The organism is Janthinobacterium psychrotolerans (assembly GCF_001677885.1).
Classification (GTDB): Bacteria; Pseudomonadota; Gammaproteobacteria; order Burkholderiales; family Burkholderiaceae_D; genus Janthinobacterium; species Janthinobacterium psychrotolerans.
On record NZ_LOCQ01000038.1, the window covers coordinates 15253 to 42226 of the forward strand.

Genomic DNA, 26974 nt, shown 5'->3' on the forward strand with positions numbered 1-26974 from the left:
GCGGTGCTTATTTACGCTCACGCAGGTGGCGTCGATCAACATCGATTTGCTGGTGCATCCGATCTTGCTGGGCAAACTTCACCACCCCATGGCGGGACCGCCACCGTTGCCATTGGTAAAGTCGCAGCGATTCCGGGAACGGTTGTGAACCCGGCGGCCAGCAGTGGCTCCCGTACTTCTGTGCGCTTCGGCCATCCGCCCCGCACCCTGAGCGCGGGGTATTAAGGATACGCTGGTGGATGGCCAGTGGACGGCCACGAAAGCCATCAGGAGACTCAGCCAGCGGGTGCTGATGCAGGGCTGCGTATGGCGCCCGGCCGCGTAAAGCGTGAGCGTATGCCCGCTGCCGTATTGAGCCGATCAGCAGGTAGCGAGATGATACTCATCAAACTGCTCGGCACCGGGGTTCAAACAAGCGATGCTGGACGCATTAGACAAGCTGCGAACCGCTTTTGTGATGGTGGTGCCGTGGATGGATATCTGCGTATTGGATTAATTGCGGGTGCGCGATTCAAACGGGGCTTTAGAGAGGAGTATGCTGACGAGCGTGTGCACGAACAACTGGACGTGACCGGGCTTGTGATGGCGATCGTCACCTATGCGAAGGAGCATATTCAAGCGCTAGAGTAGGGGGGGGGGAGACCAAAAGGTCGCGGTCAATGCCACGAGAATTCTCCTCCAATCTATCTGCGAACGCCGTAATACAACCAGCGTCGCTGAAATTGCTCTGACGCTGGGATTACCATGATGTAGCAAGTTGTCTAGCTCCGTCTTCCAATATCGAATCCACTACAAAGCCCCTCGTTGTGAGGATATAAAACATGGCCTCAGACTCAGGAGCACAGCGTGCGATTAAGCCTGCACCTTGCTGCTTAAACTGAGGCAAGATGTAAGCGTCTGCCCAGTGACGTCTTGGCTAGTTGCGGGATTTGATCGATGATGGCGTCACAGCGATTGACGTTTTTATACAGCCTGGGCCAGAAGCCGACCTTGACGGCTTGAAATGCTTTCGTTTCAAATCGATAAAAAAATGCCGCATAATAAATGAAACGGTGTGCTACCTCACGTAGCAGGCCTCACATGGGGGAGACATGGCACAAGTGCTGAGAATACTGGTGGTTGATGATGTTGAAACAATGCGCAAGGTCACGGCTGGCCAACTGGCCTCGCTTGGCTACGGATCGGTGGATCTCGCAGCCGATGGCTCTGAAGCTTGGCGCATGATTGAGCGCAAGCGTTATGATTTGGTGATCTCCGACTGGAATATGCCGGCGTTGACCGGCATCGCCCTACTGCAGATGATTCGTTCCAGTCCGCGCCATGTGCACATGCCGTTCATTATGATCACCGCCGAGGCCGAGCGCAGCCGCATCGAAACGGCCATCAGCAGCGGTGTCAGCGACCTGCTAGTCAAACCCTACACGGCGGGCCGGCTGGCCACCAGCATCAAGCGGGCGATGGCGCATCAGGTTGCAGCACCGGCGCCGGATAAGGAAACGAACATCGACGCGCCGCAGGCCGCCACACCCGTGGACGATGTGATCGTCAAGCCACCGGCGGCGGTCCATTTACAATCAAGGGAACCGTTGCCTCCGACATTGCTCCTGGTCGACGACACCGCTGACAACTTGTACGTGCTGGCCAATGTGTTCAAGGGCCGCTACCGCATCAAGGCAGCGCACAACGGCGAGAAAGCACTGGCCTTGTGCTGTGGCGACACGCCGCCAGACCTAGTGCTGCTGGACGTGATGATGCCCGGCATGGACGGTTTTGAAGTGGCGCGCCGCATGCGCGAGCATCCCAGCGCAGAAAATGTACCCATCATCTTCGTCACCGCCCTTACCGACGACGCCGCGCGCCTGCAAGGCATGGAGTTGGGCGCGGTGGACTTCATTACCAAGCCAATCGACCCGGCCCAGCTGAAGCTGCGGGTCGACAACTTCATGCGCTACGTCGAGCTGCGCCGCCACCTGCAAGCCGATTACGACAACATGCTCGCCATCGCCCGCCTGCGCGATGACGTCGAGGCCATGACGCGGCACGACCTCAAGGGACCGCTGGCCGGCGCCATCGGCATAGTGCAGTCGCTGATCGACGCCGCCGACATGGACCGCCGACAGCTTGAGAATTTGCGGCTGGCCGAGCAGGCCATGCTGCAGGTGACCGACATGGTCAACCTGTCCACCGAGCTGTACAAGATCGAGACGGGAAAATACGTGCTCCATGCAGCGCCGCTGTCCATCAGCGACATGTTGCGGCGGGTGGTTGAGACGGCACGCGCCACTTACGCGGGTAAGCAGCTGGTGTTGGCGGTCGACACCGATTTCGATGTCGGCATCGACGCTCCGCTAGCGCTGGGCGATGCCATGTTGACCTATTCGCTGCTGAATAATCTGATCAAGAACGCCTGCGAGGCAGCGCCAGAGCGCACCCGTGTCATTGCCACGCTGTACACCGGAAGCCCGTTGCGCATCGAGATAGTCAACAAGGGTGTGATCCCGGAACCGATACGCGAACGCTTCTTTGACAAGTTCGTCACCGACGGTAAGTCCGGCGGCACCGGCCTGGGCACTTATTCGGCACGCCTACTGGCGCGCGCGCAATACGGCGAGGTGGCCTTCGCCGTCGATGACGAGCTCCAGACCACCACCCTGATTGTCAGCCTGCCGTCGGTGCCGCCCCCGGCCTAAGGCGAATCGCGCGGCGGCCTTGCTTGTCAGGCTGGCTGCACCACGGCATCAAGCGCTTCCAGCGCAGCGTCGAAGTCGAAGCGTTCAATTGCCTGGCTGACTTTGCGCAGCTGTCGCGCCAGCGGGTGGCCGGCGGCTTGCGATTCCAATGTCTCCAGCACATCCAGCGCGGCGGTGTCGCTGTCGGCCAGCAGCTTGCGCAGCTGGGCAAGTGTGGCGGCCGCGTCCGGCGGCAGGGCGGGAGCCGCTGCGATGGCCCCGGCCCGGGTGTTCTCTGCCGCTGCAGTATAGTTGCCCAGTGCCGCCAGGCCGAGCAGCACCGGCGCCAGTTCGTTTTCGACCGCCGTCAGCAGCACAGCCAGTTCGGCTTCGGCTACACCAGCTTTGCATGCCAGTTCCAGTGCGGTAGCTGTCGCCGCCACGCCTTTGGCACCGACGTTGCCGGCGGTGCCGCGCAAGGTGTGGGCTACCCGCGCCGCCGCTGTGGGGTCATCGCTTTGCCGCGCAGCCTCAAATTCCCCCCGCAGTCTAGCGTGGCCGTCGCGGAAGCGCACCAGCATGCGCAGGTAAAGGTCCTGCCGGCCCATGCTGGTCGCCAGGCCGGCGCGCTGGTCGATACCGGGGAGTTCGGCAGGTAGGGCCGCAACCACTTTGCCTGCGGAATCTGGCTGCCCCGCTGGGGGCGCTGCTAATGCCGACTGCGCCGGGCGGATCCACTTGCTCATGGTGGCGAACATGGCGGTGACGTTCAGCGGCTTGGAGATGTGGTCATTCATGCCGGCAGTCAACGCCATTTCGCGGTCGCCGGCCATGGCGTTGGCGGTCATGGCGATGATCGGCAGCTGAGCGTAGCGGGGTTGGGCGCGCAGGCGGCGGGTGGCTTCGTAGCCATCCATCACTGGCATCTGGCAGTCCATCAGCACGCCGTCGAAGGCGACGGTCCCGGCTTGAGCCAGTAGGTCCAGCGCCTGTTGCCCATCGCCTACGATGGTGAGCACGATGCCAGCGCTTTCAAGCAGCTCGCGCGCTAGCTCCTGGTTCATATCGTTGTCCTCGGCCAGCAGCAGGCGGGCGCCGGCCATGCGGGCCTGGTCGGCCGCGCTGCGGTCCTGTCGCTCTGCCTGGCGCGTTTCGGCCACCACGCCCTTGCCCAGTACCTCGCCGATTGCTTCGAGCAGCGTCGACGGGGTGACTGGCTTGGTCAGCACGGCTGGCAGCGCCACCTGCTGGAGCGCCGCCGCTTCCTGAGCGTCGTCCCGGCCGAAGGCAGTCACCATGATGACAGAAGGGATGTGAGTCACGGCGCCGCTCTGCATGCGCTGCAGCGTTTCGACGCCGTCCATGCCCGGCATGCGCCAGTCCAGTAGCACCAAGTCGTAGGGCAGGCTTTTGCGCTCAGCCTCGACCATGGTGCGCAGCGCGCTGTGGCCGCTGTCGGCGAGGTCCACCTCCAAGCCGAAACTGCGCGCCATGGTCGACAAGATTTCGCGCGCGCTGGCGTTGTCGTCGACCACCAGCACGCGCAGGCCGAGCAGCTCGTCGGCGTGGAACATGCGGCGCGGCTGCACCTCGGTCTGGCGTCCGAAACGGGCGTTGAAGTGGAAGGTCGAGCCCTCGCCCGGCATGCTCTCGACCCAGATACGGCCATCCATCAGCTCCACCAGCTTCTTGGAGATGGCCAGACCTAGCCCGGTGCCTCCGTATTTGCGCGTGGTCGAGCTGTCTGCCTGGCTGAACGAGTGGAACATGCGTTCGCACTGCTCGGCCGTCATGCCGATACCGCTGTCGCGCACCCAGAAGTGAAGCTCGACTTGATCCCCGGCGTCGGCAGCCATCTCGATCCCGACCACGATCTCACCGCGTTCGGTGAACTTGGCGGCGTTGTTGCCGAGGTTGACCAATACCTGACCCAGCCTCAGCGAATCGCCTACCAATGCGGTCGGCAGGTCGGCCGAAGTGGCGAACAGCAGTTCCAGGCCTTTTTCCTCGGCCTTCAGGCCGATCATGCTGGCGAAATTCTCCAGCACGTCCTCCAGCCGGAACGGGGCCTGCTCTATGTTCATCTTGCCCGCTTCGATCTTGGAGAAGTCAAGAATGTCGTTGATGATGCCCAGCAGGTTCTCGGCCGAGCGGTGCACCTTCTCGATGTAGTTGCGCTGTTTTTTGTCGAGATCGGTGCGTAGCGCCAGATGGCTCATGCCGATAATTGCGTTCATCGGCGTACGGATCTCGTGGCTCATGTTGGCCAGGAAATCGCTCTTGGCGCGCGTAGCGTCCTCGGCGATCTCCTTGGCGCGCAGAACCTCGGCCTCCGCCAGCTTGCGGTCGCTGATGTCGCGCACCGAGGCGCACACGCAAACGCCGCGCTCGGCGATAGCCGGCAGCCGCGACAGGCCGATCTCGACCGAGAAGCGGCTGCCATCCTTGCGCATACCGTGCAGGTCGGCGCCTGTCATGCCCATCTGGCGTGCCGTGCCTTGCTCGATGAAACCATTGCGCGAGCCGACGTGGCGCCCGTGCGCCTCCGGCGGCACCAGCGTTTCGATCGGCAAGCCGGCCAACTCGCCGGCCTCGTAGCCGAACAGCTGGTCGAGCTGCGGGTTGGTCATCATGATCAGGCCGTGCACATCGATTACCAGCATGCCGTCCGGCGCAGCCTCGATGATGCCGCGATACCAGGCCTCGGTGGCTTTCAGCACCACCTGCTGCGCTTCGAGTTCGATCGCCATGGCCTGCACCGCGTGGCTGCGTGCCTTGATTTCCAGCGACATCGCCAGTTTGGGCAGCAGCTCGTCCATCAGCACCCGGCCCGATTCGCTGGGAGCGTCGAAGCCGGCCAGCTCCAGCACGCCCATCAGGCGCTCGCCGTGCAGCAGTGGCAGCACCTGCAGGTGGCGTGGGCGCGACCGCCCCAGTTGCGAGTGAATCTGCACGTAGTCGTCCGGCAGGGCGTCGAGCCGGAGCGGCTGGCGGTCCTGCGCGCACTGACCCAGCAGGCCACTGCCCAACGCCAGTTGCGGCGCCGGCGGATGGTCCGGATCGGCGGCGTAGCTGGCGGCAAGGCGCAATGCGGCGGCGTTTTCGTCAAGCAAGTAGAGCGCGCCCTGGCCAGCCTGCACCAGCGGCGCGAGTAGCGTCAACAGGCGCTGCGCGGCCTGGTCAAGGCTGGCCGCTTGCTGCAGTTCGGCCTGGATCGAGGCTTCCTGCGACTTGATCCAGCGCTGCATGTCGAGCTGGCGCGATTCGACCTGCAACTTGGCGATGGCGCGGGCCAGGTCGCCCGTTTCGTTCTGGTAGTCAGTATGCGGAATCACGCTGTCGAGCTGGCCGGCGGCCAGCGCATCGACCGCCTCGCGCAGGCGGTTGACCGGGCGCCGGATCGAGATGCTGATCCACCAGGCGCATAGCAGCGCCACCGCCAGGCCACCGATCAGCAGGGCGTAGGTGAGGGTGCTGCTGGTGAGGGCGAATTGGCGAATCTGGTAGATGGTGCTGCGGGCGTTGGAATCCTTGACGGCGGCGATCTCGGCCATCTGCCGGTCGGCGGTGCGCATCGCGTGCTGGAAGCGCTCGCTGTTGAGCAGGGCGTTGGCTTCGGCGTTGCGGTGCAGCCGCGCCAGTTCGATTGCCTCGTCGGCGATGCGCTCGGCGCGCGCCAGCATGCTTTCAAAGACGTTATGGCGTTGCTGGTTGTCGATGCGCAGCAGGGTGGCGCGGGCCTCGTCGACGGCAAAGTGTAGCTGCTCGCGCGTCTTGTCTAGCTGTTCGAGCGCCTTGTCGACGGCAACAGGGTCCGGGGCGTTGGCCACCTTGTGCAGCATTAGCTCGAAGCGGTTGAGCTGGATGCGGGCCTCCTTGACCTGTACGATGCCGATCATGCCCTCGCTGAGCAGGCGCTGCATGTCGCTACTCAACTGGTCTTGGGTGCGCAGGCTTTGCAACCCCAGCGCCAGGGCCAGCAGCAGCACTGCGCAAAAGCCGGCCGCAAGCTTCTGGCGCAGGCGCAGCCGTTCAAGATAAGCCAGGGGCGAACGCATGCCGGCGCTCACTGTGCAGGCAGGGTGTGTGCGATGGCGGCAGCCTGCTTGGCCATGTCCTGGTCGCTGTCGGCGTAGCGCGCGGCGATCTGCTGGAAGGCGGGCAGGTTGGCCAGGAAGGCGTCGCAGACGTCGGGATCGAAGTGCGAGCCGCGCCCCTCGGCGATGATCTGCACTGCCTTTTCATGCGGCATGCCTTCCTTGTAGACGCGACGACTGATCAGGGCGTCGTAGACGTCGGCCACCGCCATCAGCCGCGCCGAAATCGGGATGGCGTCGCCGGCCAGGCCTTCGGGGTAGCCGCTGCCGTCCCATTTTTCCTGGTGTGAGTAGGCGATCTCCTTGGCCAGGCGCAGGAAGTCGACGTCCATGCCCAGTTGTTGTTCGGCGTGGGCGATGGCGTCGCGCCCGAGCGTGGTGTGGGTCTTCATGATCTCGAATTCCTCGGGTTCGAAGCGGCCAGGCTTGAGCAAGATGCGGTCGGGGATGCCGATCTTGCCGATGTCGTGCAACGGCGCCGACTTGAACAAGAGCTTGATGGTGTCGGGGTCGAGGAAAGCGCGGAAGCGCGGATGCTCGCTCAGATGTTCGGCCAGCACCTTGACGTAGTGCTGGGTGCGGCGGATGTGGTTGCCGGTCTCGTTGTCACGCGTCTCGGCCAGCGAGGCCATGGCGTGGATCGTGACATCCTGGATCGCGCCCAGCTCGCGCGTGCGGCGCTGGACTTCCTGTTCCAGGTACTCGTTCTTGTCGCGCAGGAAGTCGGCCGCGTCTTTGACCTTGAGTTGGGTGCGTACGCGCGCCAGCACCACGGGCGGGCTGATCGGTTTGGTGATGTAATCGGCCGCGCCCAGCTCCAGACCGTGCGTCTCGTCCTCGCTGGAGGCCATAGCGGTCAAGAAGATGATGGGTATGTCGCGCGTGGCCGGGTCGCCCTGCAGTGCCTGCGCCACTTCGTGGCCGGTCATCCCAGGCATCATGATGTCAAGCAGGATGAGGTCGGGCGGCGGTGCATCGCGCGCGATGCGCAGTGCTTTCTCGCCGTTATTCGCTGCTTTGACCGTATAACTATCCTTGAGCAAGTTGGCCATCAACAGAAGATTATCCGGCGTGTCGTCCACGACAAGGATTACAGGCCTGATGGGACGGGTATAAGATGAGTTCATGCCTAAATGCTCCAATCAGGTCCGCACTAATTTGTTGCCTAGACTATATCTGTGTCCTGTGTGCAAGTAAACCGCATATTAGTTTTGCTATGCGAATCGCTCCCGTCCTACACTACATTCTCCGATCTCTAGGTATATATGGATTGCTCATCACTCAACATTTCGAAAATGACAGTGTGGGGAGGGTGCGCTTAGGGAGACCTCTGCCGCCAAGCTGAACTTCTGCTTTGAGGCCAGGCTGTGTGGAAACGCAGAAAAATTCTGGTTCTTCAAAAATCGGCCTCTCAAAACGCGCGCTACCCCGTTTTCTCGGTGGCGGGAATGGTAACCCTACCCACAAATATTTTGAGATTTGAAGTTTTCACCCAGCCTGGGGCGGAACCAGCCGCTCCCTGCCTCTGCTGGTGGCGTTACGGAAGTTGTCAGTTCAGGGACGACGTCGTTCGCAGCCATTTCGTTATCCCTTTGGATTAGTCGCAGCTATTCAGCGAAAAATCGTCGCAGCTTTTAGCAAAATCAAGTTGGCCTAGCCCTGTGCCGCAATACCTTTCGTCGCGTTTATTTCAGAAAGTCACAACACCGCTGGGAAGCGGCGTGATCTCAAAGGGCTGCTGGCAGCTTGCAGTTCCAAGGCAAGAAGTCATCAACCCGGTTGACGGGATGATCGGTGATATGCGTCAGCACGTGACGCAACCAGGCTTCGGGTGCGACACCGTTCAGCTTGGCCGTGCCGATCAACGAGTAGATCGCGGCGGCCCGTTCGCCGCCGCTGTCGGCGCCGGCGAACAGATAGTTGCGCCGACCAATGGCGACACCACGCAAGGCGCGTTCGGCCGCCGAGTTGTCAATCTCGATGGCGCCGTCGTCGCAGTAGCGCAGCAGCGCCGGCCAGAGCTTGAGCGCGTACAGGATCGCCGCCGCCGTGTCGGACTTGCGCGACAGCGTATCGAGCGTGGAGCGCAGCCAGTGCTCCAAGTCCTCGAGCAGCGGGCGCGAGCGGGCTTGCCGAACTTGTCGTCGTTCGTCGGGCGGCTTGCCCCGGATCTCGGCCTCGATCACATAGAGCTCGGCGATCCGGCGCAGCGCCTCGGTGGTCAGCGGCGTCGCGCGCGCCGCGTGCAGGTCGTGGAATTTGCGCCGCGCGTGCGCCCAGCAAGCCGCTTCCTGGATCGTGCCGTCTTCGAACAAAGCGTTGAAGCCAGCGTAGGCATCGGCTTGCAGCACGCCCTCGAACTTGGCCAAGTGGGTTTGCGGATGGATGCCCTTGCGGTCGGGCGTGTAGCCAAACCAAACCGCCGCTGGCGTGGTGTCGCCGGCGGGCCGGTCATCGCGCACGTAAGTCCACAGACGGGCCGTCTTGGTTTTGCCATTGCCGGGCGCCAGCACCGGGATCGGCGTGTCGTCGGCATGCAGCTTCGACGCCGTCAGCACGTGGCGGCGAATGGCATCGACCAACGGACGCAGCAATGCGCTAGCGGCGCCGACCCAGTCCGCCAGCAGCGCACGATCGAGGTCGACGCCTTCGCGGGCGTAAATGACGGCCTGGCGGTACAGCGGCAGATGATCGGCGAACTTCGCAACCAGCACATGCGCCAGCAGGCCGGGGCCGGCGATGCCGCGCTCAATCGGCCGGCTTGGCGCCGGCGCCTGGACGATGGCGTCGCAGCAGGAGCACGCCAGTTTCGGACGAACATGGCGGATCACGCGGAAGCTGGCCGGCACGAACTCCAGTTGCTCGGCCACGTCCTCGCCCAGCGGCCGCAGGCCGCCGCCACAAGCCGGGCAAGCATCGGCCGGCGGCGCATACACCTTTTCGTCTCGCGGCAAATGATCGGGCAACGGCCGGCGCACAGACTTCTTTCGCGGCGCCTGGTCGGCCGCCGGCATCTCGCGCGCCGCCTCGGCCTCGTCGACTTGCAGGTCTTCCAGTTGCAGCTCCAGCTGCTCGATTTGATGATCCAGCTTTTCCGATTTGCGGCCGAATTGCATGCGCCGCAATTTGGCGATCTGCAGCTTGAGGTGCTCGATCTCGACGGCGCGCGTGTTCAGCTGTTCGCGCAGCCCTTCAACCACCTCGTTTTGAGCGAGCAGCAGCACCTTCAAGGCGGCGATGTCGTTGGGCAGGTCGGCTGGGCTGAGCATGTGCCAAGTTTACGCGAGCCTTGTGTCGTTTACAAGGCCGACGTTGGTCTCCAGGTCCGTTCCGGCCGCCGCCAGTCGATGCCTTCAAGCAGCATCGACAGTTGCGCCTGCGTCAACGCCACCGAACCGTTGGTAGCCTGCGGCCAGATGAAGCGACCACGCTCAAGCCGCTTGGCCAGCAGGCACAGGCCATCGCCGCTCCACCACAGGAGTTTGATGAGGTCGCCGCGCCGGCCCCGGAACACGAATACGTGGCCGCTGAACGGATCTTCCTCCAGCGCCGTCTGCACTTTGGCAGCCAGGCCGTTGAAGCCGGAGCGCATGTCGGTGGTGCCGGCGGCAAGCCATACCTTGGTGCCGGCGGGCAGGCCGATCATCGTAGAACCCGATCGAGCACCTGCGCCAGCGCGGCCGCGTTGGGCTGGCCTTCGATTCGCACGCGCACTTCGCCCAGCTCCAGCATGATCGTGCCGTCGGCGTCGGCGTCGGCGGTGGAGTTGCCCGGAGCAGGCGCCGTTGGCGCCAGCACCACTGGCAATAGGCCATCGTCGCGAATCAACGCAGGCACGCCGAGGCGTCCTTGTTGATAGAGGCGGCGCCAGCTAAACACCTGGTTGGCGTTGACGCCGTGTTCGCGTGCAATGCGAGCCACCGAGACGCCCGGTTCCAGCGACAACGCCACCAATGCGCGCTTGAACTCTAAAGAATGCTGCCGATAATGGCCGCGCGCATTCGTCGAAGTGATTGGTTGAAAATTTGTGTCCATAATCAGAATTTGTGGGCACAAATGCTGTGCCAAAATTCGATCATGAATGACGGTGGTCAGGGAGTCCAGACGGCGCTGGGAAGACGCTTACGGCAAGATTGCCCCGATCATTTTTTTACCTTCTCCCAAACCTCTGTGGGATGAAGAAACAGCAGCCAGCCATAGTTCGTTACCTTGGTCACCCTCGAGCGCGGACATAACGATGAAACCAACCGGGTACCCCTTCCGCTCCCAGATCAACGCGTATGAATAACACCCGTTAATACGTCGATGGTGCAACAACACTGACATAAGCTCTATTTCCATTCCAAGGGGCGCGGCAGGATTCAATAGTTTTCGTGAGAAATGCCCATTTGCTGCTTCCTTCATGATGAGCGAAAAAATAAAGTCATAGTCGTGTACGGTTGCGTAGCGAATCATTGCTCAGTACCCTCTTTTTATTGGTAGAAACGAATTGTACAGCGCTCTGCGCGGATGATTTCCGAGGACGTTTCAAAAATATGTCACAAATTTATTGCGATTTGCTTCGTCGGCTGGTCGTCATACTGGCGATTTCGACAACCGATATCGAACCGGCTAACTCCGGCGAGAAATATACGGAGCGTAGACCGGCCAAAACCAGGCATAGAAAATTTTGAGCCAGAAGCGATCCCAAATGTTCAAACCGGCCATTTCGGGGGCTGTCGGAACTTTGACCAAGTGCTGTACCAAGAATCCTGCAGCGAGGTAGCCCAACCCGATCCACAGTGCAAAAGACGACCGGTGGCCGATCCACAACCACCCGTACAAAAGATTGGCATTAACAATTATGATCACTAATGTTTTGATCGGAGAGCCGAACTTAGACGCTTCTCGCTGTATGCCCTTGGCCGGCGCTTGGAGGACGCGCTCAATCATTTGTTCCGGCGTTAGATTTTTTCGCTCTTTAATGATGGGCCACCACCATTTCAAGACAAAATGGGCACCTATGGCACAAATCACCAAAAGTAGGATCAGGCTGGGGATATCCATTGGTATTCCTTTCATTCATTGAGGCGTTGGAACAGTGTTAACCACCGAAAATTTCTTGGATTCGGGAGGTGATCTTGTGGCGGTTATTGCTGCTGGACGCGATTGGATCTGCAGGATCGACACAAAACTCGGCGGTAACGTCGCTGCCGCTACCATTTTTTGAAAATTTGAATTCGAGCCACATCGCTCGCGGCACACCTGGTACGCCATATGGGACAGTTTGGGCCAAGTGGTAGAAAGCGCCACCTTGCTTTTCGTGTTTGTACCCCTGATCAACCAAATAAGTCCTGTCGATTGTTTTGCGATAAATCGCAATTTGCTCTGGCGACTTAAATCCGAAGCGGGTCATCGCTCGCCCATAGAGCGTATCAACGTCGACCTTGCTTTTTCTGTTGGGCAATACCGTGCAGCCATCTTCTTTTGAAGGGGTGGTGGTCGATGTATAGATTGGCGCAATAGCACGATTAATTGATCCTGGCGTCGGCGCTGAATCGGAACCGATATTTATTAGGCCATTAAGCGTCGGGTCAAAATTTGCGCAGCCTGAGTTATTTATCGTGAGTAACCCAATGAACAGCATACGGGTGATTTTCATGATGACTCCTTAAAAGGGCCGGGATGTCAGCCTTCGTTTATCAGGTACGGGCCTGTGCTCAATAGTGATTTGACTCGTTACCATCGAACGGCCCTGGTTCATCCAGGGTATTTGCGAGGCTTCTATTGCGAGATTCGGCAAATTGGACTGAATCGATCCGTGTAGGCGACAAAAATACCGCACTCGCTACGACTGAGAACGCGGTGATGGCATTGCCCGCAGCATCATGCGCTTCAAACTGTGTGAGTCGTCCTTCCACCTTGACGCGTGCTCCTTTGCAAAGCAACCGCGCGCAATTTTCGGCGGTGTGGTCATAAGTGGTCACCGGGAGCCATATTCCACCGCTTTGCGTATAAGATCCGTCACCGGTCTTCTCGTATTCATCAAAAAACACCCGCATTTCTGCCGCCTTCATCGTTTTTCCTTTTTTTGCGGTGATGTTTTTAAGGGAAGGTGCGTCTGCTAAATTACCGACTCCTTGAAATATGTTTGGCATTCCAACCTCCAAGCTCATTAAGCGCCACATGTTTCCACAAGAGGCTCGGCGCATCTGCCTATAGTGGGTTTGAATGGAAGAAGTACATCAGGCAAGGCTTATGCTTTACCGGTGAATTAGTTCCTTGAAATACCGTAAAATCGACCGATTGTGTTTTTCCTGAGCATTTAGAAAGGTGACCAGCTTATTGACAGTCTGGTACCATTGAACAAGATCGGATGGAAGCGGTGACAAAAAATGCTCAAGTTCATCCCATGCGATGTGGCTGGTATCGCTGGTTCCGGCGCGTCTCCACCGAAGCGATAACTGACCAGTGGATCCTCGGGTGTGGATGGCCAAATAGAAACGTTTTGCCTTAATTGATTTGGTAGCTACAGCGAGCCGCCGCATGTCTTGGTGGACCTGGTCAACAGCAGCTTGTGCTTTGTTCAGGCGGCGGCGGTCACCCCTACCCTTAAAGGCTTTTCGGTCTACATCATGTTGACCGGCAAGATCAGAAGCAATTTTGCCTGATGTTGACGATGGGTTGGGGGCAACCCAATCCATGTCGCTAAGCGGCATCGCTGTCAACGACGGTAGCCGTACCGGACGGAAGGCGACATCGGCACCTGGCGCATCCATGGATTCCCGAGCCGATTGTTCCAATTGGGAAGGAAGATTGTCGCAGTTCATAATGCCTCCTGAAAATATCACCAGTCTTATTGCGGCTGCTTAAAGCAATTTGTCGATTGCCGTAGCGTCAATGTCGTTCCCAGCCTGTTTCGCCATCTCTGAGCTGACATGCGCCAGTATGGCTTTTTCATTTGGCGCCAAATTCAGTCGTCTACGACTGTGGCGTGGTTGAATTTTTCCGCTGTATACATCAGGGGGAATTTGGCCCAATAATTGAATCACGTCCGTCTGGCGTTTTGCCGCATCACCGGATGCATTTGGAACAAAATCGGCTCGGCATAAATCGCGAAGTTCTGGACGCATCAAAAATCGCTCAAAGCGGGCCGTCTCAATGAACGCCGCCCGTATTGCACGTGTTAGTTCGCGGATGCTTTGCCGACCTTGATCATCGGTGAGCTGATCTTTCCGTACCAGTGTTTTTACAGTTCGAATGTAGTAGTCGAAATGTACGACGAGATCGCTGATTGCGTAGCCATATGGGCTTTTAAATCCAAGCAGAAGCACCTTTGGTTCAGCTGAACGCAAAATGGAGTATTGCAGGCCTCGGCTTCGCTGCGCTTCCAGTTTTTGCTGCAGTCGATTTACTTCGCGCTCCAATCGACGGGTAATGTCTTGCATGAGTTCTTCGTGCCGTAATAGTGCCCAATCAGCATACGGATTATCAGCACCAGATAGGAGCCATAAACATTTGAGGGCGGCCGCGACCCGCTTCCCGCCTACAATTTGTGCGAATTGCCCATTTGGATCTTTGGCCCGACCCATAAATAGGCGAAACGCCTCCTTGGTGTGTAGTTGCATCGTGTCTTGGTCTTCATTGATCAGAGATCCAAGACTTTGAAGATGTGCAGCTTCTTGTGTCGAGACAATTTTTTCTGCACCAGCCCTGTTTTCGTACTCTTCCTGCATGGCGTTGAATTCCAGAAGTCGTTCTTCATACAGCATTAGTCGTTTGAATCGAGGATCATTTTCGTTCGGTGTATCTGATTCCAAAAGGTCGCGCAATGCCTCGCGCTCTTTAAGTATGGAATAGCCATCAGGAAATGGTGAACTATTTTCAGTTTCAAATACCACTTCGGTTGTAGTCGCAAACGGTGAAGGAATAGAAGAATAGATATCTGCTATTGAGACGAGCTTTTTTGAAGCGTCATGGCCCTCTACGGTGGAGTGGTCCTGAATATTAGCTGCCATGTTAGTCCCCTGTGGGTAGAATAAGTTTTATGAAATATTCGAAGTCGTTCTCTTGGAAAGGTTAACTAATTTGTGCACGCAGCTGCCGCCGTCCCATTTGGTTCCTTGCTGAGAGGATTGATCATTTTTCGTCGCCATTCCTTGATTACCAAATGGCTCAAATTCATTAATAACTAGCCACAATGTCGCCAGGGTATGAGATGGAAAAATCTTATGAAGTAGGACAATTTTCTCTCGAATCGGAGAATTTTGATTCGTTTTAACAATTTTGTCCCAGCTATCATGTATATCTTCGCGTTCATAAGGGCTTGGCATAGGAGGCCGGCCTAAGCGTTGTTCAGAAAGGAGGAGTTGCTTTGCTGCCTTTGCTTCTTTACTGCTCATCTTGAACATTTTGCATATCATCGAAACAGAAGCACCATGTCGTACAAAATATTCTTTCAATTGGCGAACTCTTCGTTCATCTGCTGCTTGCGCGAAAGCATGGGATAGTTGTTTCTCGTTTAAGGTTACCTCCATAGTTACGTTTTGGAAATGTGACGCACGTAAGGCATCCCGTGACGACAAGTTGCGCAAATTTTCAACCCATTCGGAGTCGATTCCTTGGCTTAACAGGGATGCAGTATCGTTATCCGCTTGATCGAGCAGCGATTCGATAATTAGTACACGGATTGCTGCATCTTTAACATTGAGCTTGATCATTTTTTTCCCTTTGATGTTGGGACGAGGGGAAAATTGACATAGCGACGCGAGCCGCAGGTTAAGTGATACTCAATGCTAAAGAGCGGAATTTTATTGCCCGAAAGAATGCCGGTTGAGAAATAGGGAGTAACTGCAGAACGAAGAGGAGGCCCCATAGAGCAGAGGCCGTTGCGGTAGCAAAAGGCAATAATATCTTGTGAACTGGCGGTATTAACCGAACCCAGCTTTAAAACCCATGGTACGAAATTAATGATGTGTTTGCTTTGGTTTGTCATGATAACTCCTCAAGTTCATCGAACATGAGGAGTTGGCCATGTAGAAACTACACTTTCATTCCCAAAATGGATGAGTCCGCATTTTGTATTAACGCAATTTTGTATTCAACCTTCCACCGACCAACCCCGCAAAGTTAATTTAGCACAAAAATCGAGATGTCAACATATTTTTTATCTGCTTACCTTATGAGCTGACTCAAGCAAGTTATTAAAAGCTGATTAAATTTCATTTAGAAAAATTATTAAACATAAAATATATTGCTAACTGATAAATGACACTTAGCAGCAGCATCTGGTGGAAGGCGCCGGCGCCGCCGGCAGCAGCTGCAGCGTTGACGGTAGCGCGCCACACCGTGCCGGTGGCACCGTGTGGCGCTGCGGCCGGCGGGCAGGAACAGGGCAGGGACTTGCGGCGTGGCCGCCCACGCCGGACAGCAGCAGCATCTGGTGGAAGGCGCCGGCGCCGCCGGCAGCAGCTGCAGCGTTGACGGTAGCGCGCCACACCGTGCCGGTGGCACCGTGTGGCGCTGCGGCCGGCGGGCAGGAACAGGGCAGGGACTTGCGGCGTGGCCGCCCACGCCGGACAGCAGCAGCATCTGGTGGAAGGCGCCGGCGCCGCCGGCAGCAGCTGCAGCGTTGACGGTAGCGCGCCACACCGTGCCGGTGGCACCGTGTGGCGCTGCGGCCGGCGGGCAGGAACAGGGCAGGGACTTGCGGCGTGGCCGCCCACGCCGGACAGCAGCAGCACCTGGTGGAAGGCGCCGGCGCCGCCGGCAGCAGCTGCAGCGTTGACGGTAGCGCACCACACCGTGCCGGTGGCGCGATACGTCCTTCAATCCGGTTGACAGCGTCGTCCTATTGTTGATATTAAATTTGCTCGCACCTGAGCAACCGCGGTGGGTCAAACTCTTGCAACCCACACGTCCTGGCCAGCCTTGCCAGGGTCAGAGTCTCTGTAGCGCTTCTACCACCCCGATCGGGAAGACTTCTTCTCGATCCCCTGGGGCTCGGATGGTCTTCCTTTCGCTTTTTTTAACGGAGATCATCATGGAAATGAATGCAAACACCCAGCTGTATGACAACAGCATTTGTCCTATTGGAGCAGTGCTGGTGACTGATGTCGACGAACGAATGGAATGTCTGCCCAACGTGGCGGGCATGCGGTGCGTGCTGTTGGAATTCACCGTTTACAGCATGCTCGGTCGCATGAGCCAAGACTACGCGGGCGGATACTGGGATTTCTACAAGTTGTCGAACGGCGGTTTCTACATGGCACCGCAAACCGACGGTACCTTTCGGATGCGCTGCGAAAACATGTTCGAAGCGGAAGTGAGTGCCCAGACGGCGGGTCTTATTGCGTGCGCCATGGCCTATAGCCATCTGTCTTTTTCCGAGGACGCCGATTGCTTCGGAGAGGCATATATTTTGCTGTGGCAATACCTGGCCCAGCAACCGAACGCAGCGACAATTTTCGCGGCTTTGGACTAACTGACGCCATGGCCACGGATATGTTCCCGATCGTCGCCTCCAGTCCCATACCTGCCGCATGATCTAGCCTGATTGCAATCGAGGAAGCTGGCTTTGATTCTCAAGAATCAAATGCCAGCTTCTTCAATTTTTTTACCGGATTCGAGCCATTCTTTTACCCATTTTGGCTGGCGGCCACGGCCGCTCCACTGCAGCCTCGGATCAGTTGGATGCCGGTATTTGACAGCAACTGTTTGCTTCACCTTCGCAGGAGCACCATTCCCGACAAGGTCTTTGAGCGATACACCTGCTCGCTGTGCAATTTCCAGAATTTGCGCGCGAGCATCGCTGATGTCTTTCTGTTCCATTATCTTCAATTGTTTCTTGACCTGATCTTGCAGTTCGCGAAGTTCGGAAATAGAAAAATTTTCAAGATTCATATGTCATTTTCCTGACGTTAATATAGCCAGTAAGTTACCACATGTCCCAAGCAGCCATGCTTCATTTTTGGATCTACGAGCTCGGATAGCACCGTTCCAAGCGCGGGTAGGCACGATTTCTCGCCAGCATGGATGAGTAATAGGGGCTGAACAAGGCATAATTACTAAAGTCTGCACAGCTGCAGGTGTACAGCTATGCCAGGCTTACACTCTAGAGGTAATCAATGCCACGACCAAAACGGAGAATGAGTGCGATCGAGTTTGACGCGATCCAGGTATTGCTGCCTGGTATCAGCAAAAAGCGCTGTGCGGTCGCCCGGGCGGCATTGGTCGATGGCGAGACGCTGGCCGTCGTTGGTAGCAGATTCAACTGCTCACGCCAAGCGGTCAACACGTTGGTCAATATTTTTTGCGACGGCCTGGCGCGCTTTCATGAGGCTCAGCGGGTGATGAATGACGGTGAGTTGGTGCCGCCCGGGTGGGAAAGGGTCGCGCTTATCGCGCCAAGTCATCTAATCAATAAGTTGCGCGTAGAGATCAATGAACTGCAAAACACCAACTGACAGGTTCTATCGAAACGGCAATGGGCTGAAGGACATTCTGGACATGGCACCGGCTAGCACGGCAACTGCCGCCACGAGGATATACAAATACACGGTAGGCGCTCGCCGCAGGTGGACCAACAATAAAGTTTGACATTGATCCGCCCATGGGGCTGGATATTTCCACGTATTCGCAAGAGCAACTCGACGCGGTAGCCAGACGACTCAACGAGCGCCCCAGGAAGACGCTACACTACCACACACCGGCTCAACGATTTGAACAGTGTGTTGCGTTGACCGATTGAATCCGCACCCCAAAGCAGCCATTCGCACACGAAGTGGTGGGCAGCTTGCCTTGCTCAAACCTCGCAAGCAATTTCATGCGTATCTTTCCACATGGTGCTAGCTAACGCTGCAGCCGGGTCGGCGTACCGTTCAAGTGCCGAGTTGGGCCCAAAGGGGCATTTTTTTCTAGAGTTATACAACTACCGCATTAGCCGCGCCGCAGCCCGACTATTGAATGAACAGGGTGCCGCCATTCCTGCTTGCGTTTGCAATCAGGCTTAGAAGGGCTTCTTGCACTGGCTCCTTGTCGATGTTCGTAGCAGACAAGCTCTCTTGCCGCAGCTCCGCTGCCATTTCGGTGAGATCTGCTCCCGCTACGCGCCCCCCCGGAATAAGAAATTCCCGCAGGCGACCGGATCGGACCTCTCCCACTAAGGCAGCAAGCGCCGCAGCGTCTCCAAGTACCCACCCCTCATTTTCCCCATCTTCGTAGCCCCACCCAACGGACACACAAAAATCACCCATTTGTGTCTCCTCAATCAGCCCATCATGTTCAGCCAGTAGATCCCGAACGGATGTCTCAATCAAGGTGCAAGGTCGCACCGCGAGAATGAAGCGGAGATTTCGAGACTTGGCCATAAATAACGCGAGCCGGATTTCATATGTATTGCGGATGCTCGGACCGGCCTTGCTCAGCACGACAACCTTGTCGGTCACATAGGTCGGAAGCACCGCGCGGGGTGTCGGCTGGGATTCTAACGGCGATGGCGGTAGCGGCTTCTTGAAAAAGTTGAACATCAGTAAAATCTCCTAAGTGGTCCAAATGTTAAGAGTACTATCGCCGAAACGCGCAGCGTCTAAGTAGTCGAGTTGACGGCACGGGGAATGGCCGCTCCTGGCCGAATCCTGCCGATTTTACGCGACAGCGAACTGGCGTCCGGCCAGTTCGGTCGCTGCCGCCCCGCGCCGAAAGGCGTCCGCTGGATTTGATGGTTAGCGACTAATCGAACGATTCCAGCGGCACAGGCTCTACTCCTTCAAGCGCTAAGAGTTTATTGAATAGTTCTTGTTCGGCAAGGTATGGTGCCAGCATGCCTTGCCTACGGAAGAACGTAGACGCATACCCGGCCACCGCGTGACTGACCGCAAGAAGGAGGTCTTCAAGCTGTTTTTCAGTGGCGTCCTTGAAGTCCGCCACTGTCGGGTTGGGAGGTAAATGCGCTTGATAGAAGTAGTTCACCCCATACGGGGAGCCATGGATGATTTCTGACGAGAGAGAATAAACCAGAGCGTAAGCGGCGAGGAATCGACTACCTGCCTTTCGTCCAGCCAGTTCTCCTACTTTCCTGAAACGGCTTGGCACATCGAGCTTTGTCCAAACGCCGTTTCCACTTCCCGCAAACTCAGGGAACTCGGGACTTGTGGCATCTTGCACCAAAGGTGACGTTGAAAGCTTCATGGAGAAATCGCCGCTTCCTACCTGCCGGTTCGTCTGCTTCCATGATGCAAAGGCCACGTACTTCGCTGCGCGTTCCGCGACTGCATCCGATTCCACCAGTATGTATGCCGCGTTAATGAACGATTCAATCGCGCTCCGCGCGATTGGGTAGAGGTCTCGCACCGGAATCCCTCTCCAGTCAGCGCACCGCAGGATTGTCGTCACGGATTGCCCAGCACACATGGCAATGTGCTGAGAAGTCTTGAGCTTCAGTTCACCAAGGTGGCACTCCAATGACTCACCCCGGAAAGATGTTGGCCCTTGTGTGGCGACATACAGGCTCATCGTAACGAGTTCAAGTTGTTGGTCTACAATTTCTCGTAGCGATGCCAAGCGATTTTGTTCTTCGGTCACTTGTTTTTGTCCTAGTTTGCGCAGCTTTGCAAGGGCGGTGCGATTACTTATCGGTGAGCTTCGAGTCAAACGCCCAACGTCGGCTCCTGGTCGATAACGGACGTTCCTGGAAGCATCGCCGCAAGGACACGTTGTGTCAAACTTTATTAATTAGTTTGTGTCTTACTTTATTGCCCGTCGACAGCCGGTAGCCAATTGGTACAGATCCCAATATTTGCTGACACCGAATAATGCGGCGATGTGGAGGTGCCTAAACCGATTATTGGTCTTCATAGTCAGGCAATTTGTAGCCACATGCCGGGCAGAAAATACCGTTATGTTGATTGATGGCCCCAGATTCTGCACTTTCCCATATGCGGTACCGTGCATGCTCATAGGCACAAACCGGACAAATATCTTCGAAATGCCTATCCTCCAGCTCCATGCCACTAGGTTCAATGCCTTTGCCGAATACAATCGTTGCCATGATAATCTCCCGGACACCCTGCTTGTCAGTACCTGACGGCAGAAGCGGTGCCAATATAACGTTCGGAATTGGAGCTGGAACTCACGATCACGGCAGCGGTCCCGAAGAATCGTTTTTTGCGCTGATAAATGGGTTCGGAGGGGGCACTGGCATTACCCAGAGCCGCGGATCTTTCAGCACGACTGCCGCCAACTTGTTTGCCGCCTGTCCCCCTTTTTTCGAAACGTAGAGAGTCCAGACATTTTTCCCTCCAGGCGCGGTGGCATGCCACTGCGCCCGCAGGAGCTCCCGCTGAACACGCATCGCGAAATCGCCGTCATCTTCGGATGCAGTACTTGCTTTTTGGCCGCCGTTTGCTGCCGCATACAGTCGGAAAATTAGCGGAGACACCAGTGCCATACCATATTCGATGAAATGAACCGGCGCGCCAGCTTCGTTGTGCTTCATCGAACCGTCCGCCAGATTTTGCTGCACCCACTTCATGAAGTCGACCGCGAGCGCCGATGGCTCCTTGGTTCCTTTTTGTTTCAAAGCAGGTAGCTTTTCGATAGGCAGCGGAACCGGAAAAGGACGAGCAGGCGTTGCGTCAACCATGTCCTCTTGTCTCGGGGCCTGCCCCGGGTTGGTATCCTCCGCATCATTCTGATGGGCAGGACCTGTTTCAGTCTCACTTCCGGCTTCCTGCTGTCGTCGGTCTTTGTCGCGGCGTGCATTCCGTGCCTCCGCTTCGGCCGTGTCCCGTTCGTCCAAAAGATCGTCGGTGTCTGCTGTAGTCTTTTTTTTGCTGGTCCTGTTATCCCTGGTGACAAACTTAGGCGCTGGCACCTTCTTCGAGTCAACAGGTTCCGGGGAATCACCCGGCATGGGTACTGCATCACAATCTTCCAACGGGCGCTGGGATTGATGATCTCGACTGATTTTTCCTTGCGATGCGGCGGGCAACACCTCGATCGTGCCCGACATCGCTTCTGGAATTTGGGAAAGATCAATCCATACTTTTGCGACGGGAAAGCACAAAACACTGAGTTCATGACTATAGGCGATCTCGCCGGCCTGGTTTGTCCCAGTCACGACTACACGCCATATCGCTTGACCAGTCGCTGGATTGATACGGAGGTAGCCATATTCTTGCCATGCATCGAAAAGTCGATCATTTTTTGCGTCGCCCGGAAAACCGGCTTCCTCATTCTCTTCTTGGCGCAAGACAAATTCACGCACGCTGTCGGCCAACCGCTTCGCCACCAACCACACGCAGTCGTCGTACACCCAGCCCGCCGCCCCGTCACGATTGAGCGGCAGATGGCTGCCTTCCATGAACATCGAGGTCATGGCCCCCATGAGTCGTTCGATCAGGGGCACAGCCTTGGCAGAGCTGAACCTTGCGCGCGAGCCGGTGGCCAGGTTGCGGCGTGTTGATTCCTGGTCGGCTTTTTGAACAATCTCATGCAGTGCGCCCCTGCGTTCGCCGCCCAGGTATTGGTTCAACTCTTGAAGCCCTGCTGGCACGTGCGCCATCGATGCGAGCGTGGGGCCAGGAACTAACCGCTGGAGCAGCATGGCGCCAAGTTTTGCATGGGAGTCGTAGTTGCGCTCACTCTTCTTTTTGAAACCAACGAAATATTCGGTGGCTGCACAGTCGTTCAACGAGCCGGCGGCTGCTGACCAGAGCACAGGTTCGCTGGTTTTTCCACGCTTCCATTGAATTTTGAGATCCGTCATTGGCTTACCGACGTCGTGCAACAGGGCCGCGAGAAACACGGCATAGGTCCAGAAATCCCTTTGAGCGGCAATAACTTCGGCGCTGGCGCCAAGCGGTAGCAAGTAGCCGGTGCGGATAGTCAGCGCGTGCAAAACAGTTTCAAGCGTGTGAGCCAGTAGGCCGCCTGGATTGGCGTGATGGTGGGACTCGGATGCCGGCAGCAATTGGACGAACTCCGCAAAGTGCAATAAAGCCGGATGAAGATCGTGCGCAAAGATGTCTGGTGCAACGCGGGAGGCGCGGATGATTTTCTTTATAACCTCATCGCCTTCGATGCAGGAGATGAGAGCGTTCGCGGGAAGCACGTTGTACCATCCAGCTTCGGATCCGCGATAGGCTATGCGCACGTGGTTCAAAGGCGGGGCGCTGTGATGAATAGTACCGGGAATTGGGATGTTGTCCAGGGGACGCTTGTCACTGGCATCGTCTCTGTGATGCACTGGCGCTCCGCCGTCCATGTATTGGGAAATGTCCCGGAGCATTTGCGCTAATCTTCGCAGTAAAGTCTGTTTGCTGGCCCAGCGAATCTCGATGACTCCGAGCGCTGCTGCAGCACAGATTACCGTGGCGATCGCAAAGGAAATTATCCATCCTGACACAACACCCCCGAGTTGGGATACCGTCACACGAAGCTATTTACCTTGACATAATTTGCTAAAAGATGCCTTCTCACCTCGTCCAGGCTAGGATTGACCACTGAGTCTTTCCAGGCTTTCCAATTGCCATGAGGCCCCTGCAGCGCCTTAAATCGCCTGAACGTCATCTGGAGCGGGTTCCAGGTTAGTACAGGAATTGTTGAGTCAGGTGTAAACCAGGCTGCGCCATAAAGCAAGATTTGGAGGCTGCACAAATCATCTGCGAATTTCCCTCCCCGGGGGGGGCTGCCGTTCAGGCTATATCGTTGCAACAAAGACCGGACTGCTGGTAGTGGATCATCATTCGGAGCGAACACTTCGATTTCTGCATAGGAATCAAGCAAGATCAGCAGTGGGTGCATCCACGTGGCAAGGCCAGTCTCCCCCAATAATTCAGCGATCTCAAAAATTTGAATTGTTCGACTGTCCGAGACGACTGGAGCGGTACTGCGCGATCCTTGTGCGATGGGTAATCGAGGGGTAGATGGCTCGAATTGCATGTTTCACCAGTATGACGATATAGGGACACAGCGTTGACTTCATCGTGAAAGGAGACTTCGAAAGGTTCCCTTTTTAGTTGTGACGCAAACCAAAGCATGGTAACGCGTGCATGGCCGGGGAGCGCCTTCGATTTTTCCTTCTGCGCCTTGCTTTGCTCCCGCCCACGGGAGCAAAGCGTACCCGTATGTCGGGTACCGGTAAATCCCTTTGCCGCACGCTGCGGGGTTAAAGCAGCGTGCGGCACCCTTTTAGATCAGGCCCTTAACCAGTCACGCCCTTTCCCGTAATCCGTACGATGTTCCATTTGACACCTTCCCCCCCGCTTTGCCATTACAGGATAGCACCACCTTGACAACTAATAAATAGAGGTATGGCATCCCGTGGCTGTCACAACAGCACCAGATATTCGGATTTGCCTCGTCTGGAGGTTCAATCCTGGCGCTTTCCAACGAAAGGCATTGCCAGCGGAAGCGCGTATCACATTCAGCCCACCATGCCAACTATTTAATGGCACAACGTGGAACCGATTTGCCGGGGACGGTACTGGCGATATTTCCTATGCTGCGACGATCAGATACCCGCTCGGCGGCGGGGAACTTTGTAGGACTCAGCGTTTGGAGTATGGGCAGCGCTCGAAGTTTGATGCGCATGAACACACTGCAGTTACTTTCGGGAGACGTATATGCATCAGCGTCCGGGCTTGCTCAGTCCCGTTCTCATCGCACTGTTACTGACGGCCGGGAACGCGCTGTCTGATACGCCGATGGTATCGGCGGTTGCAAATGCAGAAATCTCGCTGCCAGGCAGGATGGCCGTGCGCTCCAGTGACGACGAAACGTTGGTGAATCGATATACAGCGATATCGATGCAGCCTAGTGCCGCCGACATTGATCCCATGCGTATCGTCGCTCAAGTGAATTTTCCCAGGATGAATACCAAGACAGTTGGCGAGGCAATCCGCTATCTCCTCATTCGTACTGGATATGACTTGGTCGAGGAAAGGCTGCTGGATCCACAGGTGGTTGCATTGTTCGCCAAGCGGTTGCCGGACTCACAACGAACGCTGGGACCTTACCACGTGGACACAATGCTAAGAATCTTGATAGGTCCCGCTTTTACATTGAGCACCGATCACGCCAGCAGGCGCATTTCCTTTCATCCTGCGGTCCCAACCGAGGCCGCAGTCACGGCACTAGGAACTGTCGGGGAGCGAAGCAAGCCGGATGCGTCAGTCACATCCGTTAAAGCTGCGGAGTGATTCCCATGCAGGCAACTATGGAAGAGGATATGCCATGACCCAACCGAACACTACAGCCAACACTGCAGGACCAGCGGCTCCTGTGGGCAGTTCTGTCGCTCCAGAAGCACCTGTCACAGGGCGTTGGAAAAAGCCACTGCTGTGGGCCGCCACGGCATGCTGTGGCTTAGTGGCTGTGCAACTAGCGATGAATGGGCGCGCGCCGCAAGTGCCTGCAAAGCTTCCCGATCCGGTCGCCAGTTCCCAAGTGGTGCCGGTACCCAGAAAGGCTGAGGTTAATCGTGCAAACGCGGCTACCCCAAGTGGAACAAATGTGATGCCAGCTGCGTCAGCCGTAGAAAATTCCGCCTCTGTGGATACCGTTGTGTCACCCCCAGTTGCCGAAAACGATGGTGCGCGATACCAACAGGGTAATCCGGTTGATCATGACGGCTCGAAGGAGATTCTGGACGCCTTGCAACGCAATGCCGACACGCTTGCCAACCTCGAGCAAGGAGTCGTCGAGCTGAAGGAACAGATAGCAAAACTGACTCATGTACCTAAGCGGCCGGCCAAGGCTATTTTGACTGCTGCGCCAACGCGCACAGTGCCTGCGCCTTTACGCGCGGATCCTGACTCGGCCCAATTACTATCCATCGATCTGTGGGGCGGAAAACCTTCCGTGGTGGTGGGCCGCAAACGTGGCGACGGCGCGGAGGTGACATTTTTGAACGAAGGCGAAAAGCAAGGGCGGGTAACTGTCAAGCGCGCCGATGTAGACAGTCAACGCGCAATCTTGGCGACCGACCGTGGCGATGTCGTGTTGAGCAGAGAAGAATAACCTCCGGCGAGTTGGCTATGAAAACTGCAATTTTCCCGTTGCTGTTGATCGTTGCAAATGTGGGCGCCCAACCATCGTCGAATACGACTATCGCTACGCGCTCGCAGCAGCCGACAGCGGTGGCTCAGATGGAAGCACAAGCGACCTCAATACAGGCTTCGGACCAGATCGCGCGGCAAGTTTGGGGACTCACTGCTGATGAGCTTGAGCGCGCAAAAATACTGCTTAAAGGCCCGCGTGCGAGTTTCTCCGTACCGAATCTCTCGCCGGTCGAAGCGCTGGGGATTCACGCCCGTAGCGACGCCGAACGGCGAAAGTATGCGGAAATGTTTGCCAAAGCGATGCATGAGGACACCGAACGTGTACTGGCCTGGGCAGCGGCTTACCAAGTTGCGATTCAACGCCTGTATCCAAATGAGAAGGTCATCGACTTCTCGGGCCTGCAAGCCGGCGACGTGTCCAACGGTAAAGCTGATGCTGCCAACCTACCACGTCAAACCACGCGACCGACCCGACCTACAGGTGGGGGGAGGCCATGATTACCAGGCGCAACTTCCTGGCGTTGGGCGTCGCCCCTGTCTTGGGCAGCGTATGGGCCAACGACGTAGTCGCGAAGAGCAAATCTCTCCGTCCCGCTCCGATACCACCTGGATATCTGCATGTGGCCAGGATGAAGCGTGTTCCTGCACCAGTACTGTATGCCGTTGCGTTGCAAGAGTCGCAAATGCGATTCGGAAATAACGTTCTGCCTTACCCGTGGACACTCAACATTCAAGGCATGCCGAAGCGGTTCGACAGCTATCGCGCGGCTCTCGCTGCGCTGGTCGACTGTTTGCGGGTGGGGACCTTGCTCGTCGATATCGGCCTGCTCCAAATATGCTGGTTATATCACCGCTCGAAGCTGCGCAGTCCGGCCCGGGCGCTGAACCCATATCTCAATATGGAAGTAGCCGCAGAGTTGCTGCATGATCATTTCAAGAAGTCCGGAAGCTGGTTCCGTGCGGTAGCCAATTATCATAACGCCGAACCAGCCATCGGAGTTCCTTATGCCACTTCGGTATTCCGGCATCTTGGTCAGATCCCGTCGATTGCGGGGGGCTATGATGGCTAGGATTTCTTGCGGCGTACTATTCATCTCATTCTTCACCTGTTTCGGAACCACGATTGCTGGCCCACAGGTACTGTTTGATACGGGGCGTACAGTAAGCT

The 26974-nt window shown here is 56.9% G+C and carries 28 protein-coding genes and 1 pseudogene; 10 read left to right on the forward strand and 19 right to left on the reverse strand.

Annotated elements, in window-relative coordinates; translation table 11 throughout:
- The first annotated feature begins 3 nt into the window (after window positions 1-3).
- From ASR47_RS28320 to ASR47_RS02735, 3 genes are all read left to right on the forward strand, one after another.
- Window positions 4-225, forward strand: coding sequence for a PrpF domain-containing protein (locus ASR47_RS28320; protein WP_217270522.1), 222 nt, complete (start codon window positions 4-6; stop codon window positions 223-225).
- A 150-nt stretch (window positions 226-375) separates the two neighbouring features.
- A complete protein-coding gene (locus ASR47_RS02730; protein WP_065306238.1) occupies window positions 376-630 on the forward strand; it encodes a hypothetical protein in 255 nt (84 codons plus the stop codon).
- 461 nt (window positions 631-1091) lie between these two features.
- Window positions 1092-2690, forward strand: coding sequence for an ATP-binding response regulator (locus ASR47_RS02735; protein ID WP_065306239.1), 1599 nt, complete (start codon window positions 1092-1094; stop codon window positions 2688-2690).
- Between the two features lie 26 nt (window positions 2691-2716).
- On the opposite strand, the gene ASR47_RS02740 is transcribed toward ASR47_RS02735, so the two are convergent.
- The 13 genes from ASR47_RS02740 to ASR47_RS26845 all read right to left on the reverse strand — a co-directional run bounded on the left by ASR47_RS02740 (window position 2717) and on the right by ASR47_RS26845 (window position 15740).
- Window positions 2717-6727: a response regulator gene (locus ASR47_RS02740; RefSeq protein WP_065306268.1), complete on the reverse strand. Its 4011-nt coding sequence runs from the start codon at window positions 6725-6727 to the stop codon at window positions 2717-2719.
- Between the two features lie 8 nt (window positions 6728-6735).
- On the reverse strand, window positions 6736-7893 hold the full coding sequence (locus tag ASR47_RS02745; protein ID WP_051959249.1) for a response regulator: 1158 nt from the start codon (window positions 7891-7893) through the stop codon (window positions 6736-6738).
- A 600-nt stretch (window positions 7894-8493) separates the two neighbouring features.
- Window positions 8494-10035: an IS66 family transposase gene (gene tnpC / locus ASR47_RS02750; RefSeq protein WP_034754631.1), complete on the reverse strand. Its 1542-nt coding sequence runs from the start codon at window positions 10033-10035 to the stop codon at window positions 8494-8496.
- Between the two features lie 29 nt (window positions 10036-10064).
- Window positions 10065-10412, reverse strand: a complete 348-nt coding sequence (gene tnpB / locus ASR47_RS02755) for an IS66 family insertion sequence element accessory protein TnpB (protein WP_034754629.1) — start codon at window positions 10410-10412, stop codon at window positions 10065-10067.
- Window positions 10409-10834 carry an IS66-like element accessory protein TnpA gene (gene tnpA / locus ASR47_RS02760; RefSeq protein WP_235194276.1) on the reverse strand — a complete coding sequence of 142 codons (426 nt, stop codon included), beginning with the start codon at window positions 10832-10834 and terminating at the stop codon, window positions 10409-10411. The genes tnpB and tnpA overlap by 4 nt, the downstream gene beginning before the upstream one ends.
- Before the next feature lie 54 nt (window positions 10835-10888).
- Window positions 10889-11221, reverse strand: coding sequence for a GNAT family N-acetyltransferase (locus ASR47_RS02765; protein WP_150127653.1), 333 nt, complete (start codon window positions 11219-11221; stop codon window positions 10889-10891).
- A gap of 156 nt (window positions 11222-11377) precedes the next feature.
- Window positions 11378-11812, reverse strand: a complete 435-nt coding sequence (locus ASR47_RS02770) for a hypothetical protein (RefSeq protein ID WP_065306241.1) — start codon at window positions 11810-11812, stop codon at window positions 11378-11380.
- Window positions 11813-11849: 37 nt separating this feature from the next.
- Complete coding sequence (locus tag ASR47_RS26835) at window positions 11850-12407, reverse strand: hypothetical protein (RefSeq protein ID WP_150127654.1); 558 nt, start codon at window positions 12405-12407, stop codon at window positions 11850-11852.
- A gap of 58 nt (window positions 12408-12465) precedes the next feature.
- Window positions 12466-12903 carry a single-stranded DNA-binding protein gene (locus ASR47_RS26345; RefSeq protein WP_082988702.1) on the reverse strand — a complete coding sequence of 146 codons (438 nt, stop codon included), beginning with the start codon at window positions 12901-12903 and terminating at the stop codon, window positions 12466-12468.
- 105 nt (window positions 12904-13008) lie between these two features.
- Entirely contained in the window at window positions 13009-13575 is a 567-nt protein-coding gene (locus ASR47_RS26840) for a hypothetical protein (RefSeq protein WP_150127656.1), read from the reverse strand.
- Between the two features lie 39 nt (window positions 13576-13614).
- Window positions 13615-14763 (reverse strand): PFL_4669 family integrating conjugative element protein, encoded by a 1149-nt coding sequence (locus ASR47_RS26350; RefSeq protein WP_082988689.1) that lies wholly within the window; start codon window positions 14761-14763, stop codon window positions 13615-13617.
- A 27-nt stretch (window positions 14764-14790) separates the two neighbouring features.
- Window positions 14791-15465, reverse strand: coding sequence for an STY4526/YPO1902 family pathogenicity island replication protein (locus ASR47_RS26355; RefSeq protein WP_082988690.1), 675 nt, complete (start codon window positions 15463-15465; stop codon window positions 14791-14793).
- Window positions 15462-15740, reverse strand: a complete 279-nt coding sequence (locus tag ASR47_RS26845; RefSeq protein WP_150127657.1) for a hypothetical protein — start codon at window positions 15738-15740, stop codon at window positions 15462-15464. Before ASR47_RS26845 ends, ASR47_RS26355 begins: the two co-directional genes overlap by 4 nt.
- A gap of 1047 nt (window positions 15741-16787) precedes the next feature.
- Here ASR47_RS26845 and ASR47_RS02775 point away from each other — a divergent pair.
- Window positions 16788-17228, forward strand: a complete 441-nt coding sequence (locus ASR47_RS02775; RefSeq protein WP_171898876.1) for an antirestriction protein — start codon at window positions 16788-16790, stop codon at window positions 17226-17228.
- 107 nt (window positions 17229-17335) lie between these two features.
- On the opposite strand, the gene ASR47_RS26360 is transcribed toward ASR47_RS02775, so the two are convergent.
- A complete protein-coding gene (locus ASR47_RS26360) occupies window positions 17336-17647 on the reverse strand; it encodes an H-NS histone family protein (RefSeq protein WP_082988692.1) in 312 nt (103 codons plus the stop codon).
- Between the two features lie 245 nt (window positions 17648-17892).
- On the opposite strand from ASR47_RS26360, the gene ASR47_RS02785 reads away from it, so the two are divergent.
- A complete protein-coding gene (locus ASR47_RS02785) occupies window positions 17893-18210 on the forward strand; it encodes a hypothetical protein (RefSeq protein ID WP_065306243.1) in 318 nt (105 codons plus the stop codon).
- 143 nt (window positions 18211-18353) lie between these two features.
- Window positions 18354-18494, forward strand: a pseudogene (locus ASR47_RS26850) (IS30 family transposase); the annotation flags it as partial.
- A gap of 208 nt (window positions 18495-18702) precedes the next feature.
- Here ASR47_RS26850 and ASR47_RS02790 read toward each other — a convergent pair.
- The 5 genes from ASR47_RS02790 to ASR47_RS26860 form a co-directional block, all read right to left on the reverse strand.
- Window positions 18703-19272: a hypothetical protein gene (locus ASR47_RS02790; RefSeq protein ID WP_065306244.1), complete on the reverse strand. Its 570-nt coding sequence runs from the start codon at window positions 19270-19272 to the stop codon at window positions 18703-18705.
- A gap of 202 nt (window positions 19273-19474) precedes the next feature.
- Window positions 19475-20326, reverse strand: coding sequence for a DUF5677 domain-containing protein (locus ASR47_RS02795; RefSeq protein ID WP_217270524.1), 852 nt, complete (start codon window positions 20324-20326; stop codon window positions 19475-19477).
- Between the two features lie 259 nt (window positions 20327-20585).
- Complete coding sequence (locus ASR47_RS26855) at window positions 20586-20792, reverse strand: hypothetical protein (RefSeq protein WP_150127658.1); 207 nt, start codon at window positions 20790-20792, stop codon at window positions 20586-20588.
- Window positions 20793-20879: 87 nt separating this feature from the next.
- On the reverse strand, window positions 20880-23177 hold the full coding sequence (gene mobH, locus ASR47_RS02800) for a MobH family relaxase (protein ID WP_150127659.1): 2298 nt from the start codon (window positions 23175-23177) through the stop codon (window positions 20880-20882).
- The gene (locus ASR47_RS26860) at window positions 23174-23686 is read right to left on the reverse strand and encodes a hypothetical protein (protein ID WP_150127660.1); all 513 of its coding nucleotides are present in this window, start codon (window positions 23684-23686) and stop codon (window positions 23174-23176) included. The genes mobH and ASR47_RS26860 overlap by 4 nt, the downstream gene beginning before the upstream one ends.
- Before the next feature lie 683 nt (window positions 23687-24369).
- Between ASR47_RS26860 and pilL2 the strand changes: the two genes are divergently transcribed.
- The 4 genes from pilL2 to ASR47_RS02815 are packed head-to-tail and all read left to right on the forward strand — an operon-like array spanning window position 24370 to window position 26876.
- Window positions 24370-24945 carry a PFGI-1 class ICE element type IV pilus protein PilL2 gene (pilL2, locus tag ASR47_RS02805; RefSeq protein WP_065306247.1) on the forward strand — a complete coding sequence of 192 codons (576 nt, stop codon included), beginning with the start codon at window positions 24370-24372 and terminating at the stop codon, window positions 24943-24945.
- A 34-nt stretch (window positions 24946-24979) separates the two neighbouring features.
- Window positions 24980-25765 carry a hypothetical protein gene (locus tag ASR47_RS26865; RefSeq protein ID WP_150127661.1) on the forward strand — a complete coding sequence of 262 codons (786 nt, stop codon included), beginning with the start codon at window positions 24980-24982 and terminating at the stop codon, window positions 25763-25765.
- 17 nt (window positions 25766-25782) lie between these two features.
- Entirely contained in the window at window positions 25783-26304 is a 522-nt protein-coding gene (locus ASR47_RS02810) for a hypothetical protein (RefSeq protein WP_065306248.1), read from the forward strand.
- On the forward strand, window positions 26301-26876 hold the full coding sequence (locus ASR47_RS02815) for a transglycosylase SLT domain-containing protein (RefSeq protein ID WP_082988693.1): 576 nt from the start codon (window positions 26301-26303) through the stop codon (window positions 26874-26876). Before ASR47_RS02810 ends, ASR47_RS02815 begins: the two co-directional genes overlap by 4 nt.
- The last annotated feature ends 98 nt before the right edge of the window (window positions 26877-26974 follow it).

What these genes read in the sequence shown, in the direction of transcription:
- ASR47_RS02730 (WP_065306238.1), top strand. Translation starts at nt 376, where the DNA reads ATGATACTCATCAAACTGCTCGGCACCGGGGTTCAAACAAGCGATGCT.
- ASR47_RS02735 (WP_065306239.1), top strand. Translation starts at nt 1,092, where the DNA reads ATGGCACAAGTGCTGAGAATACTGGTGGTTGATGATGTTGAAACAATG.
- ASR47_RS02740 (WP_065306268.1), bottom strand. Translation starts at nt 6,727, where the DNA reads ATGCGTTCGCCCCTGGCTTATCTTGAACGGCTGCGCCTGCGCCAGAAG.
- ASR47_RS02745 (WP_051959249.1), bottom strand. Translation starts at nt 7,893, where the DNA reads ATGAACTCATCTTATACCCGTCCCATCAGGCCTGTAATCCTTGTCGTG.
- tnpC (WP_034754631.1), bottom strand. Translation starts at nt 10,035, where the DNA reads ATGCTCAGCCCAGCCGACCTGCCCAACGACATCGCCGCCTTGAAGGTG.
- tnpB (WP_034754629.1), bottom strand. Translation starts at nt 10,412, where the DNA reads ATGATCGGCCTGCCCGCCGGCACCAAGGTATGGCTTGCCGCCGGCACC.
- ASR47_RS02765 (WP_150127653.1), bottom strand. Translation starts at nt 11,221, where the DNA reads ATGATTCGCTACGCAACCGTACACGACTATGACTTTATTTTTTCGCTC.
- ASR47_RS02770 (WP_065306241.1), bottom strand. Translation starts at nt 11,812, where the DNA reads ATGGATATCCCCAGCCTGATCCTACTTTTGGTGATTTGTGCCATAGGT.
- ASR47_RS26835 (WP_150127654.1), bottom strand. Translation starts at nt 12,407, where the DNA reads ATGAAAATCACCCGTATGCTGTTCATTGGGTTACTCACGATAAATAAC.
- ASR47_RS26345 (WP_082988702.1), bottom strand. Translation starts at nt 12,903, where the DNA reads ATGCCAAACATATTTCAAGGAGTCGGTAATTTAGCAGACGCACCTTCC.
- ASR47_RS26840 (WP_150127656.1), bottom strand. Translation starts at nt 13,575, where the DNA reads ATGAACTGCGACAATCTTCCTTCCCAATTGGAACAATCGGCTCGGGAA.
- ASR47_RS26350 (WP_082988689.1), bottom strand. Translation starts at nt 14,763, where the DNA reads ATGGCAGCTAATATTCAGGACCACTCCACCGTAGAGGGCCATGACGCT.
- ASR47_RS26355 (WP_082988690.1), bottom strand. Translation starts at nt 15,465, where the DNA reads ATGATCAAGCTCAATGTTAAAGATGCAGCAATCCGTGTACTAATTATC.
- ASR47_RS26845 (WP_150127657.1), bottom strand. Translation starts at nt 15,740, where the DNA reads ATGACAAACCAAAGCAAACACATCATTAATTTCGTACCATGGGTTTTA.
- ASR47_RS02775 (WP_171898876.1), top strand. Translation starts at nt 16,788, where the DNA reads ATGGAAATGAATGCAAACACCCAGCTGTATGACAACAGCATTTGTCCT.
- ASR47_RS26360 (WP_082988692.1), bottom strand. Translation starts at nt 17,647, where the DNA reads ATGAATCTTGAAAATTTTTCTATTTCCGAACTTCGCGAACTGCAAGAT.
- ASR47_RS02785 (WP_065306243.1), top strand. Translation starts at nt 17,893, where the DNA reads ATGAGTGCGATCGAGTTTGACGCGATCCAGGTATTGCTGCCTGGTATC.
- ASR47_RS02790 (WP_065306244.1), bottom strand. Translation starts at nt 19,272, where the DNA reads ATGTTCAACTTTTTCAAGAAGCCGCTACCGCCATCGCCGTTAGAATCC.
- ASR47_RS26855 (WP_150127658.1), bottom strand. Translation starts at nt 20,792, where the DNA reads ATGGCAACGATTGTATTCGGCAAAGGCATTGAACCTAGTGGCATGGAG.
- ASR47_RS26860 (WP_150127660.1), bottom strand. Translation starts at nt 23,686, where the DNA reads ATGCAATTCGAGCCATCTACCCCTCGATTACCCATCGCACAAGGATCG.
- pilL2 (WP_065306247.1), top strand. Translation starts at nt 24,370, where the DNA reads ATGCATCAGCGTCCGGGCTTGCTCAGTCCCGTTCTCATCGCACTGTTA.
- ASR47_RS26865 (WP_150127661.1), top strand. Translation starts at nt 24,980, where the DNA reads ATGACCCAACCGAACACTACAGCCAACACTGCAGGACCAGCGGCTCCT.
- ASR47_RS02810 (WP_065306248.1), top strand. Translation starts at nt 25,783, where the DNA reads ATGAAAACTGCAATTTTCCCGTTGCTGTTGATCGTTGCAAATGTGGGC.
- ASR47_RS02815 (WP_082988693.1), top strand. Translation starts at nt 26,301, where the DNA reads ATGATTACCAGGCGCAACTTCCTGGCGTTGGGCGTCGCCCCTGTCTTG.